Raw genomic sequence first — 19,620 nt, forward strand, 5'->3', positions numbered from 1 at the left:
GACTTATTTATCAAGTGAAACGTTTACTTTTGCAACGATTCTTAATGAAAAGTAGCGCTAAAAGGTGGAGAGACTGAAAATGAACGATCACAATCATTTACATAAATATATCCGAATAATCCCGATTATTGGCTTATTGTTCTTTTTGGTGTTAATCATTTATGCTTATCAACATGGGATCTTTCGATCAACCACTTCTTTGCAACGCTTTATCCAACAATTTGGGGAGTATGCAGTAGTGATTTTTATTCTCCTGCAGATCATTCAAGTGATCATCCCAATACTACCTGGAGGAATTTCTTCAGTGGCAGGCTTGTTGATGTTTGGGAATGGCTGGGGATTACTTTATAGCTGTATTGGATTGATTATCGGTGAAGCCATTGGTTTTTTATTGGTTCGTTATTATGGCGTTAGTTTTGTACAACTTATTTTATCGCCCAAAAAGTACCAAAAATTCGACCAATTACTGACACAGAAAACGAAGGATATCAAAAAAGTACTGTGTTTGACCATGTTGATTCCTTTTGCGCCTGATGACTTGGTTTGTCTGGTCGCAGGGTTAACTAAAATATCTTTTAAGGAATATATCCAAATTGTCCTATTATTGAAACCTTGGTCTGTCGGTGCGTATAGTTTGATTATGTTGTATCTGTTCCAGAAAGCACAAGGAAATTTTTAGCAGTAAGAGAGGAAAGAAAAAGAATGTTAGAAAAAGTCAAGGTAACCCCAACTGAAATTGACGAGTTGGTATCAGTGATCAAGGAAGTTTGGCCAGAAGCATTTGTTCCGATCATTGGGCAAGCACAAGTGGACTATATGTTGGCTACCTATCAATCAAAACAACAGATTGAAAAAGAAGTGGCGGAAGGTGTGCAGTATTTTCTCTTAAAAGAGCAAGGGCAAACGGTCGGATATACCGCCTATGAGGTAATAGCATCCAAAATATATTTGAGTAAGTTATACTTAATGAATCAATTCAGAGGGAAGGGATTGACGTCGGCTCTTTTTCAGTGGTACGAAACTATCGCTAGAGAACAAGGAATCAAAGAGATTTTTCTACGTGTCAATCAAGGCAATGCTCAAGCCATCGCCGTTTACCTTCATCAAGGTTTTGAAATGGCTGGTGAACTGATCTCGGATATTGGTCAAGGATTTCAAATGGTCGATTATCAAATGAAAAAAAGACTCGCATAACTTTGGGATATGTGTTAAAGTAACGACATGCGACGGGTCGAGAAGGCCTCTGGTTTACAGATGCGCCTAATTGATTTTGGAGACACAAGATCATGATGTGATCACTTGCCGGAATGCAAGGGTGTCGGGCAAGACTTTTGTGGAGAAGGGCTTGTCTGCTTGAGTTCACAAAAACTCAAGTACCAGTAAGATAGGACATTAGTCAGAAGAGATTCTGGGTAATGTCCTATTTTTTATGGGCAATCTTTCGTGGTTTGTTTTGGCTTGAGTGTTACTATTACTGACAAGAAGACGTGTCGCAATAGGTTATCTCTCGTTATAAGTCGAAATTCTTAGTTGAGAGTATCGGCTAAAATTGGTTTCTACTTATGATTAATGCTAGAATGAATGAAAAATAAGTTTTGTAATTACTCGCTAAGGAGTTTTTTTATGTTCGAGAAAATCAAACAATTTGGTCGTAATTTTACGCAATCAACACCTTTTATTTTAGCTAATACGGTTATATTTATTCCTTACCTTTTATTTCTGAATTTGAGCGATGGGGCTAACTGGGCTTCGATTTTACCGTTTACCTTATTTTATACTTTCCGTATGACGGGATTGTTTTTGATCCGCAGTATTCGTTTAGGTCTAGATAGTTATACATTACTGATGATTGCTCTTTTAATGGGAGGGGCGGGTTCGTTATTAGGGATCTTTGGTGTGCTCTATTTCCCCTTGTTTTATTTGTCTAGTATTTTATTGGGATTTAGTGCAGCTTGGCTACTTCCAGCAAATGTGACTGTTAATTACCATGAAAAGCGACAGGGTTTTACGAATATGACAGGCAAAAAATATATCTTTGCGCTACTATTATTGGTTTTGCTTTTTCGCTCGATCGAGTTGTCAGGTACGACCCAAATCGTTGTGACGTTAGGGCTGTATACATTGTTTTATATCATGGCTTATCACACCATCAGCCATTATCCTAGGTATGAATTGGATTTTAAAGAGATGAAAACAACGATTTTTGTCACGAAAGAATTTGTGCTGTTTATTGTGTTTTTTGTCTTATTGTTTTTGCTTCGAAATGCACGCTTGCTCGTTGAGCCAGAACTGTTTGATCTTACAATTTATGTTTTTCTCTTTTTATTTGTTTTAGCCGCTTTTTATTTAGGGCGAGGCAAAAAAAATTGGCAGTTTCCAAGTTGGCTCAATCTCATGAATTTTTTGAGTGGAATGGTGGGGAACTTTCTCTTTTTGTTTAGTACATTTTATGTAGGAGTTTTGTATGGATTTGATCATTTAGCCACTTATATGTATCTACCTTATATAGCTGGAATGGTCGTCGCTAAGCTGATTGGTAATCGTATCTTACGTAGTTTCCCCTATCCTCCAGTGATCGTCCAGTTGATCGGGCTATCTCTCTCTTTATTGATTTTATTGATCCCGACTGCGTTTGTGATTGGATTGTTTTTCTTAAGTTTTTGTCATGCTGTGATCAGCGGTTGGTTAAATCGTGTGTGTTATGACACTGATACGGATATTCCCATGGATCAACGAGTCATCATTAAATTTACGACACAAAACAAAGGGAGTGTGGTCCATCAATTTCTCTTGATGGGGCTATTATTAGTTCTTACCCGTTGGCTAGAGCTACCCGTTGCAGTGCTGTTGCAGTTGACTGACAAGTTAAGAGTTCCTACGATCAGTGTGCAATTAATGGAATACGCTAAGTGGGGGAACATCAGCTGGTTACTCCTTGGTGTGCTGGGTGTTTATCTATTATGGAAACGAGAGGTGCGGCATCATGCGAATAATGATTGATGGAGATGGTTCGCCGGTTAAGGAAGATGTAATTGAAATTGCTGGTTTGTATCAAGTGGAAGTCATGATCGTGACGAGCGTGGCTCATTACACCCATAAAGAATATCCAGCGTATGTTCAATTTGTGTACGTTGATCAAGGCGCAGATAGCGCAGATTACCGCATTGTGGGCTTGATTCGCAAAGGAGATATTCTAATCACACAAGATTATGGGTTAGCTTCTTTAGTTTTATCAAAGAGGGTACGAGTGTTTCATCAAACGGGTAAAGAATTTAGTGCAACAACGATTGACTCCTTGTTAGAACAACGTTACCAAAGTGGAAGGTTGCGCAAAGCAGGTCTTCGAACTAGAGGACCTAAACCTTTTACCACTCAAGATCATCAAAACTTTAGACAGGCATTAATTCAAGCGCTTGAACAAGTCAAGTTATCTTCAAACAATGAGTAGCGACAATAGGTTTGTTTTCCCCTCAATTAGTACGATATCTTTGCTTGTATTGTCTTTAAAATGATAAAATAATTAAAGATATTTTATTATCTAATTTTTTTCTAATCTGAGGGGAGAGAGTGGAAAATGAAACATGTAAAAGCATTAATTGTAAAAGCAATCATGATTTGGGCGATTTTATGGATCGTATTAACAGGATTATACGGAGTTAGCTTCATGGATTCGACAATTGTTGGGGTCATTATCGTTGTGATGATTTATGTATTAGGTGATTTACTCATTTTGCGAAAGGTGGGGAATATTGCAGCGACGATCGCAGATGCCGGTTCTTCCGCAGTCATTTTGTGGGTATATCTTTATTTTATGAATGATATGACGAACATCTGGATGAAAGTTTTGATTCCTGCTTTATTAATTGGCATAGGAGAATGGTTCTTCCATAAATGGTTGTTAAATCAAGGGATTGTCCCTGATGAACGAAAGATGGAATAGATGAAAAACAACAATCGAAAAAGAGGCGCAGGCAGCGATGCCGTGCCTTTTTTCTTGATTTAACAAATAAGTTTATCGACTTTTTGAAAAATAAGCTGTTTGATTCTTTTGATTTTGTGCTAAAATATGAAGTAAAAGTGAAAGATATTGGATACGGGAGGACAATCTTTTGAAGATTACTTTACTATATGGTGGACGCAGTGCAGAACATGATGTTTCAGTTCTTTCAGCGTTTTCAGTCTTAAATGCTATTTATTATACGTACTATCAAGTTCAACTGATATTTATCAGCAAAGAAGGTCAATGGGTGAAAGGCCCTTTGTTAACAGAGAAACCAGCGAGCAAAGAAGACTTACATTTGACATGGGACCCAAGCGGAAAAGTGACAGATGGCTTTACGGGAAGAGTGATCAATCCTGGAGAAATCAAAGAAGAAGGAACGATTGTTTTCCCTGTCTTACACGGACCTAATGGTGAAGATGGAACGATTCAAGGATTTTTGGAAACATTGAACTTGCCATATGTCGGCGCTGGCGTTTTAACAAGTGCTTGTGCAATGGATAAGATCATGACCAAATACATTTTGCAAGCGGCAGGGGTGCCACAAGTTCCTTATGTCCCTGTTTTGAAAAATCAATGGAAAGAAAATCCTAAAAAAATCTTTGATCAATGTGAAGGGTCTTTGCTTTACCCAATGTTTGTCAAACCAGCAAATATGGGTTCAAGTGTAGGGATCTCTAAAGCGGAGAACCGTGAAGAGCTGCAAAATGCGCTTGCATTAGCTTATCAATATGATTCTCGTGCGATCGTTGAGCAAGGGATCGAAGCACGTGAAATTGAAGTAGCTGTTTTAGGGAATGAAGACGTGCGTACCACGTTACCTGGTGAAGTAGTCAAAGATGTTGCATTCTATGATTATGATGCGAAATACATTAACAATAAGATTGAAATGCAAATCCCAGCTGAAGTACCGGAAGAGGTCTATCAAAAAGCGCAGGAATATGCAAAAATTGCGTATACAATGCTAGGTGGGAGTGGCTTGAGCCGTTGTGATTTCTTCTTGACGAATAAAAATGAACTATTCCTAAATGAGTTAAATACAATGCCTGGATTCACGCAATTTAGCATGTATCCATTATTGTGGGAAAACATGGGCTTGAAGTATGGCGATTTGATCGAAGAATTGATTCAATTAGGAATCAATCGTTTTAATCAACGACAAGGTTTTTTTGAAGCAAACGAATAGACAAATAAAAATAGAAGCTGGAGCGAATGTCATTCACATTTGTTCCGGCTTCTAAATGCGAAAAGGCGGGTTTTTTATGAAACTAACAGTACAAGAAATCGCTCAAGCTGTAGGAAGCGTAATGAATGATTTAACGGAAATCACAGGTGTGGAGTTCGATAGTCGCAAGATTGAAAAAGGTGGGTTGTTCGTGCCGCTAAAAGGAGCAAGAGATGGACACGAATTTATCCAACAAGCCATGGATAATGGAGCGATTGCTACTTTTTGGAGTCTGGAACCTACCAAAGCACCTAGTGGGATTCGAGTGATTCTTGTGGATGATCCACTAAAAGCAATGCAAGATCTGGCGAAGTACTACCTAGCGAAAGTTGGGGCTGAAGTGGTGGCAATTACGGGAAGTAATGGGAAAACAACGACAAAAGATTTGACTGCTTCAGTTTTAGCTCAAAAGTACAAAACCTATAAAACACAAGGAAATTACAACAATAATATTGGATTGCCTTATACGATTTTGCATATGCCGATGGATACCGAAAAAATCGTTTTAGAAATGGGGATGGATCATGCCAGAGAGATCACTGAGCTTTCTTTGATTGCCCGACCTAAAGTAGCGGCTATTACGATGATTGGTGAAGCACATATTGAAAACCTTGGCTCACGAGCAGGAATCGCGCAAGCAAAAATGGAGATTGTTGATGGTTTGAGAGAAGATGGGCTGTTGATTATCCCAGAAGAAGAACCATTATTGAAACCTTTGACTGAAAGTTTGACTCAAAAAATTGAAACATTTGGATTAAATACAGGGCAGCTACAGGCGGAGGTAACGAGTGAAGAGAAAACAGCCACACATTTTATCGTCAATGATGAATCGTTCATGATTCCTCTTCCTGGAAGTTATAATGTCACCAATGCGTTGATTGCTTATGCTGTTGGGCAATTTTTTGGTCTGCCAACGGAAGCCATCCGTCTAGGTTTAGCAAGTGTCACAGTGACGCAAAATCGTACGGAGTGGCTAAGTGCTGGAAATGGTGCGGGGATTCTAAGTGATGTCTATAATGCGAATCCTACAGCAATGGAATTGGTCTTAGATACTTTTGCCAACTTACCAACAAAAGGGAGAAGACTTGCTGTACTTGCGGACATGCTGGAATTAGGACCAGATGCTTTGAAGATGCACGCAAGTCTGGCTGAACATCTTGATCCAGCTGATTTTGCGGGAGTCTATTTATATGGGCCCCAAATGAAAGCATTATATGAAAAGTTGAACGAAAAGTATCCAGATTTATACGTACAATATTTTGAAACAGATAAAGAACAACTCATTGCAACGGTGAAAGAAGAAATACGTCCGGAAGATAGCATCGTTTTAAAAGGAAGCAATGGAATGGGATTGATTGATGTCGTTAAACAATTGCAAGGAATGAAATAATAAACTGCAAACTTGCAGAAAATAAGAAATTATGCTAGAATAACCTATTGCCGAAAGATGAAGAGAAATTGGACTGGTTCTTTCGTTTATGTAAATTGCTAGAGCCAGATGTCATAACAATGATAAAGCTGAACGCGACCCGTTTGGCTTTTCTAATGCCTAAACTTCGCAAAGTGATTTTTCGGTGGTGCCACAGGGGCTAAGAATGAGTAAAAACGTACGTGGCCACTGTCAAAAAGAACCAAACACTTTGACCGAACAATCGACGGGGTAGCAAAAATTAAGCTACATCCTCAGTTAACAACCATATAGGAGGATTCATTTGAAATTTAAAGAATTAGAATTATCACCAGAATTATTGAAATCAGTAGAGCGTGCTGGTTTTGAAGAAGCAACACCGATCCAGTCAGAAACAATCCCTTTAGCATTGTCTGGAAAAGATGTGATTGGACAAGCACAAACAGGGACTGGTAAGACGGCTGCTTTTGGTTTGCCGATGTTAGAAAAAATCGACACTAATCGCCACGAATTGCAAGGGTTAGTCATTGCACCGACACGTGAATTAGCGATCCAAACACAAGAAGAGCTTTATCGTCTTGGTCGTGATAAAAGAGTACGTGTACAAGCTGTTTACGGAGGCGCTGATATCGGTCGCCAAATCCGTGGATTGAAAGATCGTCCACATATTGTCGTAGGAACACCTGGACGTATGCTGGATCACATCAACCGCCACACATTGAAATTAGGAACAGTGGAAACATTAGTTCTAGATGAAGCAGATGAAATGTTGAACATGGGCTTTTTGGAAGATATTGAAAGTATTATTTCAAAAGTACCTGAAGAACGCCAAACATTATTATTCTCAGCAACAATGCCACCTGCAATCAAAAATATCGGCGTGAAATTCATGAAATCACCAACACACGTGAAGATCAAAGCGAAAGAAATGACAGCTGACTTAATCGATCAATATTATGTTCGAGCAAAAGAATACGAAAAATTCGATATCATGACACGTTTGTTCGATGTCCAAACACCAGAACTTACGATTGTTTTTGGTCGTACAAAACGACGTGTTGATGAATTGGCACGTGGATTAGAAGCTCGCGGTTATCGTGCAGAAGGAATCCATGGGGACCTTTCACAACAAAAACGAATGAGTGTTTTACGTTCATTTAAAAATGGTCATTTAGATATTTTAGTTGCTACGGATGTAGCTGCACGTGGTTTGGATATTTCAGGCGTGACTCACGTCTACAACTATGACATTCCACAAGATCCAGAAAGTTATGTTCACCGTATCGGACGTACAGGTCGTGCGGGTAAAGGCGGGATGTCAGTGACATTCGTTACGCCAAACGAAATGAGCTACCTACATGTTATTGAGAACTTAACGAAAAAACGGATGGCTACTCTACGTCCGCCAACTGAAAAAGAAGCATTCAAGGGACAACTAGGTGCTGCAGTGGAACAAATTGAAGCTAAGCTTGAAGAAAACGGCTTAGACAAGTATTTGCAAACAGCAGATAAATTGCTTGAAGAGTATTCTGCACAAGATTTAGTAGCTTTGTTACTAAAAACGACTGCGAAGGATCCTTCTGATGCAATACCAGTTAAAATCACTCCAGAACGTCCATTGCCAATGCAGAAAAAAGGCTATAATAAAAATGGCAAACGTGGCGGCGGAAATAACCGTAATCGACGCGATAATAACAACTACCGTGGCAACAAATCAAAAGGTGGCTACAGTAAAAATAATAACCATCAAAAAGATGGCGGTAAGCGTCAAAACGATAAAAAACGTGGATTTGTGATCCGTACAAATAACGATTAATAATAAATGATAAGCTTCTCTTTTTTAAGAGGAGCTTTCTTTTTAGTTATTTATGGACATATTGGTGGTAAAATACCGAGAATTTGGTAGAATGAGAGTGTTCTAAAATTTTTGAAAAGAGTAGAGTCTATGATTAAAGGAATTGGGATTGATGCAGTTGAGTTACCAAGGATTGCAAAGATCATCAAAGAAAAACAAAATTTTATCGACCGAGTGTTGACGCCAAATGAAATCGAGCAATTTCAAATCCTGCCTTTTCACCGACAAGTAGAATTTCTCGGAGGGCGTTACGCTTGCAAAGAAGCTTTTTCAAAAGCGTGGGGAACTGGTATTGGTAAGGTGACGTTTCAAGAAATTGAAATTTTAAAAAATGATGCAGGACAACCTGTAGTCACAAAATCACCTCATTCAGGTACTTGTTTTGTTAGTATCACGCATACGGATGAATTAGCGTTTGCACAAATTATTTTAGAAGATTAGAAAGAAGGAAAAATCATGGTTGTCGCTTGGCACCGACCTACAAGAGTCATTATACATACAAAAGCTATTACTGAAAATGTCAAAAAAGAATTAGCTAGATTACCAAAAGGAAAAGAGCTATTTGCTGTAGTCAAAGCAAATGGTTACGGGCACGGAGCAGTCCAGACAGCAGAAGCTGCACTGGCTGGAGGTGCTACTGGATTTTGTGTGTCTAATCTAGACGAAGGGATTGAATTGCGGGAAGCGGGATTCACACAACCTATTTTAGTGTTGAATATGATTCCCATTGACGCATTGACTTTAGCGGTTGTCCATGATTTATCGATCACTGTAGGAAACAAAGAATGGTTAGAACAGGCTGTTGAATATCTGCAAGAAAGAAAGCTGAAACATGCGTTAGCACTTCATTTGAAAGTTGATACCGGCATGGGACGGATTGGTTTTTTGACACCTGAAGAAGTCGTAGAGGCAGTTTCATTTATTCAAGAAAGTGCTGTATTGGAATGGGAAGGGATTTTCACCCATTTCTCAACGGCTGATCAAGCGGATGAAACGTATTGGCAACAGCAACATCAACGTTTTATAGAGACAATCGATGCATTGCCTGCTTTACCTAAGTATGTTCATGTAAGTAATAGTGCTACTGCTTTATGGCATGATGAAAAAATTGGTAACATGATTCGTTTTGGTGTAGCAATGTATGGGTTAAATCCTTCAGGGCATGCACTGCCAGAACCGTATCCATTGGAACCCGCACTAGAGTTAGTTTCCGAGTTGATCCAAGTGAAACGTTTGGCTAAAGGTGAAGGCATCGGCTACGGGGAAACCTATATTACCGATCAACCAGAGTGGATCGGGACGATCCCGATTGGCTATGCGGATGGCTGGTTACGAAACATGCAAGGCTTTTCCGTCCTAGTGGATGGAAATTTATGTGAAATTGTTGGACGTGTGTGTATGGATCAAATTATGATCCGTTTACCTCAGGAAGTTCCACTGGGAACAAAGGTTACTTTGATTGGTAAAAATCAGGAAAAAGAGATATCGATGCAAGCAGTAGCGGATCAATTAGGTACGATCCACTATGAGGTAGCCTGTGTACTAGGAACGCGCATTCCTAGAGAATATGAAGAGTAAGGAGAATCCTATGGTAAAAAGAGGAGACATTTATTTTGCTGACCTTTCTCCAGTCGTGGGTTCAGAACAAGGCGGGACACGACCTGTCTTAGTTATTCAAAATAATTTAGGGAATCATTTTAGTCCAACGATTATTGTGGCGGCCATTACTGCCAAAATGGCCAAACCTAAATTGCCTACGCATATTGGAATAAAAGCAACTGGTACTGGAATCGAACGTGACTCTGTCATTTTACTTGAACAGATCAGAACAATTGATAAATCAAGATTAAAAGAAAAAGTTTGTCATTTAGATCGAGGAATTATGTCAGAAGTCGATCATGCACTTAAAATCAGTGTAGGTATCGAAGCATTGACCCCTGTCGCTAAATAAGCACATTATGCCTTTACATATAAAAGGAACAAGCTAATTATCTTGAATGTCAATCAACAAAGGTTATAAGAGAAATCGTTGGATCTGAGCGTTAATGATGTCAATCGCTATACGGTCGTTTCTGACTCTTAATAAAAAATGCTGGATAATGATAAGAAAAAAGTTGAGTCAGCATTGTTCAACTTATAAAAAAGCCGTAAGGACCAAAAATAGTTTTCCTATCTTTAGTCCTTACGGCTTTTTTTATATGTGTTTGATTAGTTTATCTTATTCAGAGAGTGACTGCTATTTTGCCAGAATATCTTTCGTCTGTCTAATACTAATTACCAACTAGCTTTTTTGACACCAGGGATCAGTCCTTGATGAGCTAGTTCGCGAAATTTCACACGAGACATGCCGAATTTTCGCATATATCCGCGAGGACGTCCATCGATCAAGTCACGGTTTTTCAAACGCTCAGGGCGTGCATCTAAAGGTAATTGACGTAAGGCTTCATAATCTTTATTCGCTTTTAACTCTTGTCGTAAATCAGCATAGCGGGCAATCATTTCTTGTTGTTTTCTAGCTTTTGCAATTTTTGATTTTTTTGCCATATTTTCCTCCAATAATCTCTTTAATTTTTCAAATCGTAAAAATTACGGTTTAGTGTAGGTACCTTAACATAGTGTGAGAAATAAAACAATTATTTTGTTTCTAAAAATGTTTAGTCCTTCTCTTGTTCTCTATGAAAGAGAAAGGCCACCGATGCGATTAAAACAGTTTTTTTGTCAAATAGTGGTGTTACACGTAAACTAGAAGAAAAGGAGGGGGTAGAGATGCGTAGGTTTGCTATTAGTGGTTATGGGCCAGCTGAAAAGGTGTTTCAAGAAATAGTAGACACACCAAGGGAGGTCACGCCAAATCATCTTCGTGTGGAATTGAAAGCGTTTAGTATCAATCCTTATGATGTCGCTTTGCGTTCAGGAAAGATGAAGGAAGTTCGAACCCTAACATTCCCTTACGTATTAGGGAATGATGGTGCAGGAATCGTGACGGAAGTAGCAAGTGACGTCGATTCATTTGCTGTGGGGGACCGTGTAGTCGTTCATCCTGTGTCAGGTGCTTACGGCGAAGAAATCGTCTTACCAGCAAGTAAAGTGGCTAAAATACCAGATGAAATGAGTTGGGTAGAAGCGGCTGCAATGGTAACGACGGGGATCACTGCTTACAATGTGATTAATCATCTGCTAACGATCCAACCAACTGACACGGTAATGGTGACCGGAGCTTCAGGAGGCGTAGGAACTAGTTTGATCCAATTACTTCATCAAAAAGGGATTCGGACGTTTGCTAGTGCATCAAAGACAAATGAAGAATTAGTCCGAAGTTTAGGCGTTACTCATTTTTCTTCTTATGATCAAGAAAATCCTGAAGAAGTATTCAGTAATCAAGCAGATATTGTGATCGATGCGACGAAAGGAAGCATCGCGGGAGACATGGCTATCAAAATTATGAAAGAAGAAGGTCATTATGTTGCGTTGAATGAATTGCCTTCCCTTGCATCTCGTCAGAAAAAAAATGGGTTTTATGAGACTTTTGTTCCTAGAAAAGAATACTCAGATCAAGAAGCTTTGACTCATTTAATTGCTGCATATAAAACAGGAAATTACCATATTTTTGTAGCAGAAGAATTAGCTGCAACTCTTGATCATTTAATCTGGGCGCACCATCAACTTGAAGGACACCCCTCTGCAGGTAAAATCGTATTAACTTATGATTAGAGCTGGGCTGGTAAAAGGAGCAAACTTTTTCTGGATGCGTTTTCTTCTTCTGATTTTTAGCATGAAAATTTCTTTCTGCTTTATTTAATGGTAAAGTGGTACATGTAAAATTTAACTATTTCTTCAATTCTATGGTCAGACAATCGGACAGTTTGACTATTATGTCTAAATTATCGAACTTTTTGAAAAAAGGGAATTGAAAATTACATGATTTACATGGTAAAGTAATGCAGCTGAAAAAAGAAGAAGGGGATATTTATGCGGTCAATCAAAAACACATTAAAATTATATCTACTTGACTGGAAAAGAATTTTTAAAAATCCAATTGCTACACTTTTGATCATTGCAATTATGATTATCCCTTCATTATATGCGTGGTTCAACATCAAAGCGTTATGGGATCCTTACGGAAATACCGGTGAATTGCCTATTGCGGTTTACAGTGCAGATCAACCGGCAGAATTTCGAGGGAAAGAAGTCGCAATTGGGAAAGAAGTGATCAAATCACTTCATGACAATAAACAACTCGGATGGCAATTCGTTGACTCAAAAGCAGAACTGGAACAAGGGGTTCGTTCTGGGAAATATTATGCAGGAATCTACTTACCGAAGGATTTCTCAGAAGACTTGTTAAGTTTTACGAGTGGAGAGATCAGAAAGCCAAAAATCGAATACACGGTGAATGAGAAAATCAATGCGATCGCTCCTAAGATCACCGATAAAGGAGCTTCTGCGATCCAAACCCAGATTACAGATGAATTTATCAAGACAGCTAGTTCAACGTTATTGAAGGTCTTTAACGAGATCGGTTATGACATTGATTCGAATCTAGTAAGTATCAATAAGGTCAAATCAATGATACTTTCAACGGATGAGAACCTTGATACGATCGACGGTTATACGCAACAAGTACTCGATTTACAAAAACAACTACCTTCTATTAAAGAAAAGTTAAACAAAGCCAATGAATTTGTGGACTATCTCCCACAAGTCGATGAAATGGGACAAAAAGTGGTTGCACTGAATGATAAAATGCCACAGCTCCAAGAGCAAGCGAAAATCATTTTAGATTTACAACAAAAAATACCGGAAATCCAAAATGCAGGTCGACAAATTGCTGAGATCGATCAGGATTTTTCATCGATCCAAGAAACGATGGATCAAGGAATCACTGAAGCGAAACAAGGGTTGTCGATCATCCAACAAGTCCAAGAAATCTTACCTGATGTGAAGAAATTAGAAACACAAGCAAAAGATCTAGCTACTCAAACAAAATCAGGTGCAGAGCAATTAAAAGACGCATTACCAGGTATCACAACAAGCGTGAATACAACGGTACAATCAATTAGTCAGACAGCAACGTCCATCGGTCTATTTGCAAAGAATGTTGAACAAGCAATCACAGACCATCAATTGACGGAAGACGAGAAGAAAAACTTACTCAGTCTATTGGATAATCTCTATAATAGTTTACCAGCACAGCAACAAGCGATTGATCAGTTGATTACCTTTTTGACACAGCTACAGAATCAAACGGGTAATACCAAACTTCAAAAAATAATCGATACATTAAATAGTATCAAACCAGTTTTAAGCGGCTTACAAAATCGCCTGCCTGCGTTGAAACAAGCCATTCAAGAAGGCAATGTCGAAAAAGTAAGTGAGATCTTAGAGGAAGTTCAAACTGCTGCTGAAAATGTCAATAACTTGATTTCTGGAATCGATGTGAACCAAGTCAGTTCAACCGTTGATTCACTATTAAATCAAGTCATCAGCACGATTGAAACAGCTCAAGGTGCGTTAAGCAAGGCTGACCAAATCGATTTTGATTCGCTGTTAAATTCAACAAAAGCAACAGTGACCAATGCAGTGGCGATATTAGAGAAGTACCAAAAAGAAATGCCAGCGATCGGACAAGAGATCCATGATGCAAACACCATGTTGAATGGTAATATGGAAACGATCGTCAATGGGATCAATAAAGGAGCCGATCTGTATAATAATGACCTGCCAGTGTTAGCCAACAAATTGAGTACAGCTGCTAACTTTATCCAAAATGACTGGCCAACGATCAAAAATGAAATCACAAGTACGATGACAACAGCGAATGAAAAAATGCCACAAGTTGAAACGGCAGTAAATGCAGCAGCTGATTTGATCAATAATGATTGGCCAAACATCAAGACAGGTATCCAAAAAGCAGCAGATGCTATTCGTAAAGGAGAAAAAGAAGTTGATCTAGGAGAAGTGATTAAATTATTGAAACTAGATGCCACGAAAGAGAGTGACTTCTTTACGCAACCAGTAGAATTAAAAACCAATACGATGTATCCAATTGCAAACAACGGCTCGGCAAGTACGCCATTTTATACAGCACTTTGTTTGTGGGTGGGAGCTGTCTTGCTATCAAGTGTAGCGACAACCGATTACTATCTAGGTAAAAAAGAAAGAAACAATTTTACAAAACGAGAACAATTTGTTGCACGAATGCTCACGTTCTTAACGATGGCTGTCGCACAAAGTTTGATCGTTACTTTAGGAAATATCTTTTTATTAGGCGTGGATGTCCATAATCCAGTTTATAGCGTGTCCTTTGCCGTTTTGATCTCGCTAGCCTTTATGATGATCGTGTATGTTTTAGCGGCGCTCTTTGATAACGTTGGGAAGGGACTTGCGATCATTATCCTCGTGCTATCGATTTCTGGTGGAGGTGGGAACTATCCTATCCAAGTATCAGGGAAGTTCTTCCAAATGATCAATCCATTCTTGCCATTCACTCATGCGGTTAATCTATTACGAGAATCAGCAGGAGGAATCTATTGGCCAAATGCTGCAAATGCGATTTGGATCATGATTGGTCTATTCGTTAGCTTTGGTGTTATTGGAACGGCTGTTGCGCCTTATGTCCAAGAAAAAATGGTCAAATTCAAAGAAGCAGCACATCAGAGTCATATTTTCCACTAGTAGTTAAAGCAATAACCAGTTTGAAAAAAGAAGACCTTGTTAGACAGAAATAGTCATGTATTTTCGTCTGACAAGGCCTTTATTTTATTAACAGAGCTTAGGTGATCAGAGGAGCTATTTTTTTCTTTTTGTAGAAACAACGAGTTTAATTGAAAAAATTGAAAATAGAAAAGTAAAGTTTGTTATGGCTGATTCCACAATGATTGATGATTGCTAGAAAAAATCACAGTCCGTTTACTTATTTTTTGGAAAGTGCTGGTTGTTCAAGTTCTACGAAAAGTAAAAGTTTTTATTGAATAGGAAAGAAAAATCTCGATGAGTGAGATGTTACATTTTTTGACAGAAAAGGAAAAAAGTCGCTGAAATGTAAGGCATTTGCTAATTTAACGTACGATTGAAAAAAATACTGTTTTTTTTCTAATTTTTTTCAATTAATTTTATGAAAGTTTATTGACTTTTATATTATGGGAGCGTACTATAACATCTTGTTTAAGATAAATTTTTTTTAATTTTGACAATAATAATTTTGAAGTAAATATGTGTGTAAAGGAGTAAAAAAATTGGACTACTTAAAAAGGTTGTTAGTAGGTAAGCCGTTGAAATCTGCTGAAAACGACGAGCATAAATTAACTCGTTTTGCCGCGTTAGCATTGCTGTCATCGGATGCCCTATCATCCATTGCTTACGGTACAGAGCAGATTGTGGTTGTTTTAGTTGCCTTGTCAACTGCAGCCATTTGGTATTCACTGCCAATTGCAGCATTTGTTATTATTCTATTGATTTCATTAACTCTCTCTTACCGTCAAATCATTCACGCGTATCCTCAAGGCGGAGGAGCTTACGTCGTCAGCAGTGAAAACCTTGGGAAAAATGCCGGGTTGATCGCTGGAGGTTCCTTGTTGATCGACTATATGTTGACGGTAGCTGTTTCCGTGTCAGCTGGTGCCGAAGCGATTACCTCGGCAATCCCCGCATTGTATGGTCACCAAGTAGCAATCTCAGTTGCGATCGTATTGCTCTTGATGATGCTGAATTTACGCGGGTTAAGGGAATCGGCTTCTTTCTTGCTATTCCCTGTTTACACGTTCATCATTGTGATTACGTTGCTAATTGCGGTCGGACTGTTTAATATCATTACTGGTGCCGTACCATTACATGCAACAGCCTTACCTGGAGCTGCAATCCCAGGGGTGTCGATCGCATTGATTTTGCGAGCATTCTCTTCTGGTTCTTCTTCTTTAACAGGGGTTGAAGCAATTAGTAATGCCGTACCATTTTTCAAGAAACCTCGAGCAAAAAATGCAGCAGCAACTTTAACAATGATGGCTTTGATCTTAGGCTTCTTCTTTGTCGGTATCACGTTCATCAACTATTGGTATGGGATCGTACCTGAAAAAGAAGTTACTGTATTGTCTCAAATTGGGAAAGCTGTCTTTGGCCATGGCGTATTGTATTATGTATTACAATTTGCTACCGCTTTGATCTTGGCGGTTGCTGCCAATACTGGATTCTCTGCATTCCCAGTATTAGCATACAATTTGGCAAAAGATAAGTTCATGCCACATATGTATCAAGATCGTGGAGATCGTTTAGGGTACTCAAATGGGATCATGACATTAGCTTTTGGTTCGATCATTCTCTTATTTATTTTCCATGGTTCAACGGAACGTTTGATTCCGTTATACTCGATCGGTGTATTTATTCCTTTTGCGCTATCGCAAACAGGAATGGTCGTTAAATGGAAAAAAGAAGGAAAGAACTGGTTAGGAAAATCTATTGCAAATATCACAGGTGCGTTTATCTCTTATGCGATCATTGCGATTTTGTTCGTTTACCGCTTAGGTGATATTTGGCCATTCTTTATCATCATGCCAATTGTGATGTATATTTTCTATCGCATTCATGATCACTACAAAAAGGTAGCAGAACAGCTGCGACTTGAAACGGACGCCAAGTTACATGACTATGATGGAAATACCGTGCTGGTTTTAGTAGGAAATGTCACACGTGTTAACATCGGTGCGATTAATTATGCTCGTTCGATCGGGGATTATGTGGTGGCCATGCACGTGTCATTGGATGAAGATATAGCAAAAGAAAAAGAAATTGAAGCAGACTTTAAGAAACATTTTCCTGATGTCCGTTTTTCAGTTGTTCATTCTTCTTATCGTTCCATTGAAAATCCAATTATCCGCTACGTTGATCTGGTAAGTAAAAATGCCGCAAAACAAAACTATACGACGACAGTATTGATTCCACAGTTTGTACCAAACCGTCGTTGGCAAAATATCTTACACAATCAAACAAGTTTACGATTAAGACTTCGTTTATCTTGGCGAGAAAATATCGTGATAAGTACGTATAGTTATCATTTGAAGAAATAAATGTTAAAGACAAAAAATGCTTGAGTGAGAAACTCAGGCATTTTTTTATTTATTTATTTTCTAATTACAAAAAAAATAAATAAAAAAGTGTCACTTAATTGATGTATTTTTTTAGTAGAACATGTTTATCCAATTTATTTGAAGGAGCTGAAAAGACAATGGCACAATATTATAGAAATACTGAAAATGGAAAAGTCTTGACGGAAGATCAATACAAAGAAATCAAGGATCAAATGGGCAACTTTCAAAAAGTATCTGACGATCAACTCAATAAGTCAGAAATGTTGATGGCTAAAATTGCTTCAGGTGATCTAAATGATTATTCTTCTTTTTATGAAATGGAAGATCTAGCTCTAGATCCAAACATCGAAGTAGAGCCGGAAAATACACTAATAGTGATCAACATGGCGGAAGATGTTCACTGCTTAGAAGTGTTCAATAAACTTAAAAGAAATGATCTAAAACCAGATGTTGAGGTTCAACAAGTAATGTTAGCTCAACGCGCGTTTGACGAAAGAGGATTTACAGTGATGGATTTTGAGAATCTTTCAGGCGAAAAGAATGAGTGGCGTGATAGTATTTTAGGTATTATCATTGGCTTTATCGGTGGTCCATTAGGGGCGATCTTTGGCTGGGCAATTGGCGATGTCATTGGTTTTGGGCAAGCGCATCATGCAGAGAAAAAATCTGAAAATGTTTTTCATTATATTGCTAACTGTATCCCAGAAGGACAAGAAGGGGTCTTAGCGATTGTCAAAGAAATGGATGCAAAGAAATTGAATGACTTAATCACTACGGAATTTGGAGGCACAATTGAACGTTTTGAACTCAATCATATCAATGATGCAATCAAATCTATAAAAAAATAAAACGATTATTTGCAAGAAATCGGTTTGTTCGTTCGTTTCTCTTTCTTCTTTTTTCGAGTGCGGGTTTTGCCAAGGCAACAGTAAAAATGTTAGAATGACAAGGCAGAAGATAGAAAGTGAGTGACGATATGTTAACAACAGAAGATTTTGACTTTGATTTACCAGAAGAGTTGATCGCTCAAACACCACTAAAAGACCGTGACCATTCTCGGTTACTAGTTTTAGATCGTACAACTGGGGAAATGTCGGATAAACATTTCCATGACATCTTAGAAGAATTGCATCCAGGAGATGCGCTAGTGATGAATAATACACGTGTGTTGCCAGCTCGTTTATATGGTGAAAAAATTGAAACAGGTGCACACCTCGAAGTATTACTTTTGACAAATACAGAAGGAGATACTTGGGAAACGTTGATCAAACCGGCAAAACGAGCGAAGGTAGGTACACGAATTACATTTGGTGATGGTCGTTTACAAGCAGTTGTCAAAGAAGAATTAGAACATGGCGGAAGAATCATTGAATTTGAATACGAAGGTATTTTTCTTGAAACGTTGGAATCATTGGGCGAAATGCCTTTACCGCCTTATATCAAAGAACGTTTAGAGGATCCAGATCGTTACCAAACTGTTTATGCAAAAGAAAACGGGTCAGCAGCAGCTCCTACAGCTGGATTACATTTTACCAAAGAATTGTTAGCAGAAATCGAAGCAAAAGGGGTAGAACTCGTTTATTTGACACTTCACGTAGGGTTAGGAACATTCCGGCCGGTCAGTGTGGACAAGATTGAAGAACACCACATGCACAGTGAATTTTATCGTCTAACAGAAGAAGCAGCAAGTCGCTTAAATCAAGTCCGTCAAAATGGTGGCAAGATCATCGCCGTAGGAACGACTTCGATCCGTACACTTGAAACGATTGGAACTAAATTTGATGGTGAAATCAAAGCAGATAGTGGTTGGACAGATATTTTCATCACACCAGGTTATCAATTTAAAGTAGTAGAGGCCTTTTCAACAAACTTCCATTTACCAAAATCAACGTTAGTCATGTTAGTGAGTGCCTTTGCTGGACGAGAATTAACATTAGCAGCTTACCAACATGCTATTGATGAACGTTATCGCTTCTTTAGTTTCGGCGATGCAATGTTTGTCAAATAAAGATAAAAAAGCTGTTTCAATACGATTAAACAAAATGGCAGTAA

17 protein-coding genes are annotated in these 19,620 nt (G+C 38.5%); 16 read left to right on the top strand and 1 reads right to left on the bottom strand.

Going from position 1 to position 19,620, the window contains the following annotated elements; all coding sequences use genetic code 11:
- The first annotated feature begins 79 nt into the window (after nt 1-79).
- The 11 genes from IGK81_RS01070 to IGK81_RS01120 all read left to right on the top strand — a co-directional run bounded on the left by IGK81_RS01070 (nt 80) and on the right by IGK81_RS01120 (nt 10,439).
- Nucleotides 80-679, top strand: coding sequence for a TVP38/TMEM64 family protein (locus IGK81_RS01070; protein ID WP_034698710.1), 600 nt, complete (start codon nt 80-82; stop codon nt 677-679).
- Between the two features lie 23 nt (nt 680-702).
- Nucleotides 703-1,194, top strand: a complete 492-nt coding sequence (locus IGK81_RS01075) for a GNAT family N-acetyltransferase (RefSeq protein ID WP_034698714.1) — start codon at nt 703-705, stop codon at nt 1,192-1,194.
- Nucleotides 1,195-1,623: 429 nt separating this feature from the next.
- Nucleotides 1,624-3,000, top strand: a complete 1,377-nt coding sequence (locus IGK81_RS01080; protein WP_034698717.1) for a hypothetical protein — start codon at nt 1,624-1,626, stop codon at nt 2,998-3,000.
- Nucleotides 2,984-3,448 (top strand): YaiI/YqxD family protein, encoded by a 465-nt coding sequence (locus IGK81_RS01085; RefSeq protein ID WP_034698750.1) that lies wholly within the window; start codon nt 2,984-2,986, stop codon nt 3,446-3,448. The genes IGK81_RS01080 and IGK81_RS01085 overlap by 17 nt, the downstream gene beginning before the upstream one ends.
- 126 nt (nt 3,449-3,574) lie before the next feature.
- On the top strand, nt 3,575-3,940 hold the full coding sequence (locus IGK81_RS01090; protein ID WP_034698720.1) for a DUF2512 family protein: 366 nt from the start codon (nt 3,575-3,577) through the stop codon (nt 3,938-3,940).
- A 169-nt stretch (nt 3,941-4,109) separates the two neighbouring features.
- Nucleotides 4,110-5,186, top strand: a complete 1,077-nt coding sequence (locus IGK81_RS01095) for a D-alanine--D-alanine ligase (RefSeq protein WP_010720335.1) — start codon at nt 4,110-4,112, stop codon at nt 5,184-5,186.
- A 76-nt stretch (nt 5,187-5,262) separates the two neighbouring features.
- Nucleotides 5,263-6,615 (top strand): UDP-N-acetylmuramoyl-tripeptide--D-alanyl-D-alanine ligase, encoded by a 1,353-nt coding sequence (locus IGK81_RS01100; RefSeq protein ID WP_034698723.1) that lies wholly within the window; start codon nt 5,263-5,265, stop codon nt 6,613-6,615.
- A 322-nt stretch (nt 6,616-6,937) separates the two neighbouring features.
- Entirely contained in the window at nt 6,938-8,449 is a 1,512-nt protein-coding gene (gene cshA, locus IGK81_RS01105; RefSeq protein WP_010720333.1) for a degradosome RNA helicase CshA, read from the top strand.
- Between the two features lie 129 nt (nt 8,450-8,578).
- Nucleotides 8,579-8,929: a holo-ACP synthase gene (gene acpS, locus IGK81_RS01110; protein WP_010720332.1), complete on the top strand. Its 351-nt coding sequence runs from the start codon at nt 8,579-8,581 to the stop codon at nt 8,927-8,929.
- 15 nt (nt 8,930-8,944) lie between these two features.
- Nucleotides 8,945-10,066 (top strand): alanine racemase, encoded by a 1,122-nt coding sequence (gene alr / locus IGK81_RS01115; RefSeq protein ID WP_010720331.1) that lies wholly within the window; start codon nt 8,945-8,947, stop codon nt 10,064-10,066.
- Nucleotides 10,067-10,076: 10 nt separating this feature from the next.
- Entirely contained in the window at nt 10,077-10,439 is a 363-nt protein-coding gene (locus IGK81_RS01120) for a type II toxin-antitoxin system PemK/MazF family toxin (protein WP_010720330.1), read from the top strand.
- A gap of 323 nt (nt 10,440-10,762) precedes the next feature.
- Here the strand turns inward: IGK81_RS01120 and rpsN are convergent, their stop codons facing one another.
- The gene (rpsN, locus tag IGK81_RS01125; RefSeq protein ID WP_010736862.1) at nt 10,763-11,032 is read right to left on the bottom strand and encodes a 30S ribosomal protein S14; all 270 of its coding nucleotides are present in this window, start codon (nt 11,030-11,032) and stop codon (nt 10,763-10,765) included.
- 222 nt (nt 11,033-11,254) lie between these two features.
- Between rpsN and IGK81_RS01130 the strand changes: the two genes are divergently transcribed.
- The 5 genes from IGK81_RS01130 (at nt 11,255) to queA (ending at nt 19,576) form a co-directional block, all read left to right on the top strand.
- On the top strand, nt 11,255-12,199 hold the full coding sequence (locus IGK81_RS01130) for an NADP-dependent oxidoreductase (protein WP_034698726.1): 945 nt from the start codon (nt 11,255-11,257) through the stop codon (nt 12,197-12,199).
- A 258-nt stretch (nt 12,200-12,457) separates the two neighbouring features.
- A complete protein-coding gene (locus tag IGK81_RS01135; RefSeq protein ID WP_034698729.1) occupies nt 12,458-15,163 on the top strand; it encodes a YhgE/Pip domain-containing protein in 2,706 nt (901 codons plus the stop codon).
- A gap of 560 nt (nt 15,164-15,723) precedes the next feature.
- Entirely contained in the window at nt 15,724-17,547 is a 1,824-nt protein-coding gene (locus tag IGK81_RS01140; RefSeq protein ID WP_010720326.1) for an amino acid permease, read from the top strand.
- 158 nt (nt 17,548-17,705) lie between these two features.
- Nucleotides 17,706-18,416 carry a hypothetical protein gene (locus tag IGK81_RS01145; protein WP_034698732.1) on the top strand — a complete coding sequence of 237 codons (711 nt, stop codon included), beginning with the start codon at nt 17,706-17,708 and terminating at the stop codon, nt 18,414-18,416.
- Nucleotides 18,417-18,544: 128 nt separating this feature from the next.
- Entirely contained in the window at nt 18,545-19,576 is a 1,032-nt protein-coding gene (gene queA / locus IGK81_RS01150; RefSeq protein ID WP_010720324.1) for a tRNA preQ1(34) S-adenosylmethionine ribosyltransferase-isomerase QueA, read from the top strand.
- The last annotated feature ends 44 nt before the right edge of the window (nt 19,577-19,620 follow it).

Origin of the sequence: Enterococcus sp. DIV0703 (assembly GCF_051711065.1) — a bacterium.
Classification (GTDB): Bacteria; Bacillota; Bacilli; order Lactobacillales; family Enterococcaceae; genus Enterococcus_B; species Enterococcus_B hirae.